This is a genomic window from Mycobacterium alsense, assembly GCF_002086635.1.
Lineage (GTDB): Bacteria > Actinomycetota > Actinomycetes > Mycobacteriales > Mycobacteriaceae > Mycobacterium > Mycobacterium alsense.
In genome coordinates, this window is record NZ_MVHD01000107.1 from 1 (window position 1) to 4,043 (window position 4,043).

Genomic DNA, 4,043 nt, shown 5'->3' on the forward strand with positions numbered 1-4,043 from the left:
AACACCAGGCCAGAGCCCGCGCGTGCCACCATCGCAAACACCATCAACAACAATGACAGCGATCTCCGGCTGTAGTACTAGCTGCCGCTGCGCAGACTGAGCGTTCTGTCTTCGATGTCTTTCACCAGTGCCTGCAGGTGGTTATTGAGGTAGAAGTGGTCGCCGGGCAGCACCCGGATGGAGAACTCGTCAGTGGTGCGTTCGGCCCACGCGGCCATATTGTCCTGCGCCACGATGATGTCGTCGTCGCCGACGAATGCATGGATCGGACACGACACCGTCATCTCCGGCGGGGGGTTGTAACCCGCAATGGTGCGCACGCTCTTCAACGTGGGCATCATCCTCGACGCGAATTCGTCGTTGGCCAGGAGCTCGGGGGTTGTGCCGGCAACTCTGGCGACCAGGCTCAAGATGTCATGATCGGATCCCTGTAGTTGCTTATGCCGGACATGGCCCGGGGCGGCGCACGACGACACAAACAGCGCCCCAATGGGATGTCCCGCCGACTCGAACTTCAACGCCACGTCAAACGCCACTAGGCCGCCCATGCTGTGTCCGAAAAGTGCTATCCTACGGTCGGTTTCGGATGAAGGCGCCATCATGGTGAAGATATCGTCAGCGAGTGCCTGGATGCTTTCGAGTTGTGTTAGGCCCCGCTCGTGCTGTCCTGGATACTGAACGGCGATCCTTTTGATGTCCGATGAGAACGCCTTGGCGAACGGCACATAGAAGGCCGCAGATCCGCCTGCATGAGGAAAGATGTAGAGGGTTGGCGAGGCGAGATCTGCGGATTCGCTCGTTGGGTCGGTGCGCTCGTTCACTGAGTCAGCCTATCCCTCCAGCGGCTGCCGTTTGCTATCGCCCAGACTCGGCCGCCGACCAAAACGGTTCGTGGCCAAGGGCTGCCGTACGCAGAGCCGGTGGGCACCGTTTTGCCCAGTGGCGGCCCCAGGTTGCGTCGCGCGCCTGACCTGTTGCTCGGCGACGGTTTGATCTGGCCAGCCTGTGCCTGCGGGACGGTCGCATAGAGGCTGATCCACTCGCTGGCATTCACGCCAGCCACAATACGACGGTGAGACCACCGGTTGGCCGACTGAGACCATCGAGAGACAGCCCGGCCGCGCTATGACTTCGTCGTGTGGGTACGCCGCCGCGTGCAACAGATTTTACCGAGGTCGCTTACGTAAAATACGTTGCAATAGAGGCGATTCGGCCTTATCCGAACGGCTAGTCACCCTTGCTCGGAAACAGGTGGGCAAACGGGCCCGATGCTAGGCAAGTCCGTGGAAGTGGATGCCGACGGTCAGCTTCGGGAGGTCTTCGCCCCTACCCATCGGCCGCCGCGACGACTCCTCCGCGATCAGTCGGTCTGGCTGGTTGGCCCCATGTTGGCCCATGAGATACCCAATCTGAATGGCAAGCCCGATCGGGTTGCGTGGTCGGCCCGCGATGAACCGCTGGCCGACCGCACCCATCCTCACCCGACCAACGCAGGACCGCAGATGAAACGACCACAAGCTTGAACAACCCGTGTTACTCCGCGGCGCCTGATTTGCCGTCCTCGGCGCGCAGGAGTGTCACGCTACGGTGAGCTGCTCTGCGCCCCAGATAGTTTCACATTGAAAGATGTTTGGAAGGGTTTCCTTTTGACACCTCGGCGACGGCCCAACCATTAGCTTCAGCCAAAGGGCGCTTCACCGTGCGTTTCCCGCACCGAGCGGTAACAGCTCTGATGGCCGGTTTCCCGGCTGCCGTAGGAAACCCGCCGTTGGATTCTTGAAACAGCCTGGTCTTGCCCATGCGCCTCCGTCCCATGCGGAACCATCGATGAAGGGACCGCTCGCTTGCAGAACGCCCTGTTGCTGAGCGGCAACGGTTTCGCCGTCTTCGGCGGGCAGGAATGTCACGCTGCCGCGAGTTGCACAACAGCCCAAATAGTTTCGTATTGAAAGACGCGTGGCTTGGTTTCCTGAGTTAACCGCCACGGCCGACACTCAGCCACTAGCGTCTGGCTCCGAACACGGTCACGCCGAGACCGTCATGGCGTCGCCCTACTTGACGCGAGGAGCCACAGATGTCGTCTTTGATGTTGGCGATGCCTGAGGAATTCGCCGCAGCTGCCAGCAAGTTGACGGGTCTCGGGTCTGCGATTCGGCAGGCCCACGCGGCGGCGGCGGGCTCGACGACGCAGATCACGGCCGCCGCAGAAGACGAAGTGTCGGCAGCGATTTCGGCGCTGTTCGGTACCTATGGCCAGCAGGTTCAGGCCCTGAGCGTGCGGGTGGCCGGGTTCCATGATCAGTTTGTGCAGGCGTTGAGTTCGGGTGGGTTCATGTACGCAGCGACCGAGGCCGCGAGCGTGTCGCCGCTGCAGACAATCGAGCAGGACATCATGGGTGCGATCAACGCGCCGACTACCGCATTGGTCGGGCGTCCCCTGATCGGCAACGGCACCAATGGTGCTCCGGGCACCGGGCAGCCCGGCGGGCCGGGCGGGCTTCTGTTCGGCAACGGCGGCAATGGCGGCTCGGGAGTTAACGGCACCGCAGCCGGGCAGACCGGCGGGGCCGGCGGTAGCGGTGGCGCCGCCGGCTTGTTCGGCAATGGCGGGTCCGGCGGGGCCGGCGGGATCGGTGGTGCTGGCGGGACCGGCGGCATCGGCGGTAACGGCGGTGCCGGCGGGCTGCTGGGTGGCTTCGGCGGGGCCGGTGGGACGGGCGGTCTCGGCGGTTCGGGCGTGGGCTTCAACCTGGCCGGCGGAAACGGCGGGACCGGTGGAGTTGGCGGTGCTGATCGGGCGCTGCTCGGTTGGGCCGCGGGTGCTGGCGGTGCTGGCGGTGCTGGCGGCATCGGTGATATGGGAGCCACGGGCACCGCGGGCGGCGGGGCCGTCGGCGGGCTCGGCGGCAGCGGTTTGGGCGGCGGAAACGGCGGTGCCGGTGGGGCCGGCGGTACCAACGTCGGAATTGGCGGCGCCGGCGGCGCGGGCGGTGCCGGTGGGGCCGGCGGGGCTGGTGGTACTGGTGGTTTCGGCGGCACGGGGGTGAGCCATGCCACGGTCGGCGGGACCGGCGGCCAAGGCGGGACCGGCGGAAACGCCGGTGCTGGTGGCGCCGGCGGGTCCAGCGGGTTGATCGGGTTCGCCGGTGCCGCCGGGGCTAACGGCGTCGGCGGGGTCGGTGGTACCGGTGGGACCGGCGGTACCGGCGGCACCGTCGCCCTCGCCGAGCAGGCCTTACTGGGCGGTAATGGTGGCACCGGTGGTACCGGCGGCCATGGCATCGGAGGTACTGGCGGTGGCGCCGGCGGAGAAGGTGGTGCCGGCGGACAAGGTGGTGCCGGCGGACAAGGTGGTGCCGGCCAGGGCGTTACCGCCAGCGCAGGGCCCGCGCAGGGCGGTGGCACCGGTGGTACAGGTGGCCACGGCGGTACCGGCACTGACGGCGGCGCGTTCGGCGCAGGAGGCACTGGTGGCGGCGGCGGGACTGGCGCCAGCGTTGGTACCGGTGCGACCGGGGGTGCCGGAGGCACGGGTGGCGCTGGCAGCGCGGCCATTGGTGCCGGTCCGGGCTACGGCGGTGGCGGCGGCGGTGGCGGTGGCGGCGCCCTCGTCCAAGGCACGAACGGTGGCAGCACCGCGGGCAGCACCGCCACCGGCGGGGTCGGCGGGCTTGGCGGCGCTGGCACCACCACCGCAGCGGGCGGGACCGGCGGGGTCGGCGGCGCGGCGACGGTCACCGCCGACGGCCTTACCAGCACCGCTACCGGCACTGCTACCGGCGGTCATGGTGGGGCTGGTGGCGCTAACGGCGGTGTCGGGGCTGCGGGTGGCTACGGCTCGGTCACCGCAACCAATGGTGGCACCGTCACTGGCGGCTATGCGACCGGTGGTGTGGGCGGGGCTGGCAGCACCGGCGGTGTCGGTGGTGTTGGCGGTGGGGCGTTGGTGGAGGCTAGCGGTGCCGGCAGCACCGCGATCGGCTCAGCGACCGGTGGGGTCGGGGGTGCGGGTAGCAGCGGCGGCCACGGCGGCACCGGTGGGC

The 4,043-nt window shown here is 67.5% G+C and carries 2 protein-coding genes; one reads left to right on the forward strand and one right to left on the reverse strand.

Annotation, left to right across the window (positions count from 1 at the left end; genetic code table 11):
• Window positions 1-77 precede the first annotated feature (77 nt).
• Window positions 78-821 (reverse strand): thioesterase II family protein, encoded by a 744-nt coding sequence (locus tag BST11_RS26560; RefSeq protein WP_083141146.1) that lies wholly within the window; start codon window positions 819-821, stop codon window positions 78-80.
• A 1,253-nt stretch (window positions 822-2,074) separates the two neighbouring features.
• Here BST11_RS26560 and BST11_RS26570 point away from each other — a divergent pair.
• Window positions 2,075-4,043: PE family protein (locus BST11_RS26570; protein WP_244897793.1), on the forward strand; the 1,969-nt coding region annotated here is incomplete at its 3' end.